Genomic DNA, 1,179 nt, shown 5'->3' with positions numbered 1-1,179 from the left:
GTCACGGCTGGCGGCGGCGCTGACGCCCGAGGTGGACGCGGTGCTGGGCCGGTACCCGCTGCGGGACCTGGTCACCAGCAGCGAGCCGCTGCCGCTGCTGGTGGAGCGGGAGCGGGCGCTGTACGGCTCGTGGTACGAGTTCTTCCCGCGCTCGGAGGGCACCCCCGAGCAGCCCCATGGCACGTTCCGCACCGCCGCGCGGCGGCTTCCGGCGATCGCGGCGATGGGGTTCGACGTGGTCTACCTGCCGCCGATCCACCCGATCGGCACCACGTTCCGCAAGGGGAAGAACAACACCCTCTCCCCCGGCCCGGACGACGTGGGGGTGCCGTGGGCGATCGGCTCGCCCGAGGGCGGCCACGACGCCGTCCACCCCGACCTGGGCACCCTGGAGGACTTCACCTGGTTCGTGGACCGGGCCCGCGCACTGGGCATGGAGATCGCCCTGGACTTCGCGCTGCAGTGCTCCCCGGACCACCCCTGGGTGCACAAGCACCCCCAGTGGTTCCACCACCGCCCGGACGGCACCATCGCCTACGCCGAGAACCCGCCGAAGAAGTACCAGGACATCTACCCCATCGCCTTCGACGCGGACATGGACGGCCTGGTCGCCGAGACCTGCCGGGTGCTGCGGCACTGGATGGACCGCGGGGTGCGCATCTTCCGCGTGGACAACCCCCACACCAAACCGGTCGTCTTCTGGGAGCGGGTCATCGCGGACATCAACCGCACCGACCCCGATGTGATCTTCCTGGCCGAGGCCTTCACCCGCCCGGCGATGATGCACACCCTGGCCCAGATCGGCTTCCAGCAGTCCTACACCTACTTCACCTGGCGCAACACCAAGGAAGAGCTCACCGAGTACCTGACGGAACTGTCGGGCGAGGCCGCGAGCTACATGCGGCCCAACTTCTTCCCCAACACCCCCGACATCCTGCACGCCTACCTCCAGCACGGCGGCCGGCCCGCCTTCGAGGTCCGCGCCGTCCTCGCCGCCACCCTCTCCCCCTCCTGGGGCATCTACTCCGGCTACGAACTGTGCGAGAACACCCCGCTGCGCCAAGGCAGCGAGGAATACCTCGACTCCGAGAAGTACCAGCTCCGCCCCCGCGACTGGGACACCGCAGAACGCGAAGGCCGCACCATCACCCCCCTGCTCACCCGGCTCAACACCATCCG

At 69.6% G+C, this 1,179-nt stretch carries 1 pseudogene; it reads left to right on the top strand.

The annotated features are described in order from the left end of the window. A pseudogene (locus ABTZ58_RS40060) lies at positions 1-1,179 on the top strand (alpha-1,4-glucan--maltose-1-phosphate maltosyltransferase); the annotation flags it as partial.

This window comes from Streptomyces sp. NPDC094143 (assembly GCF_040303825.1).
Lineage (GTDB): Bacteria > Actinomycetota > Actinomycetes > Streptomycetales > Streptomycetaceae > Streptomyces.
This window is presented reverse-complemented; position numbering and strand designations above follow the sequence as displayed.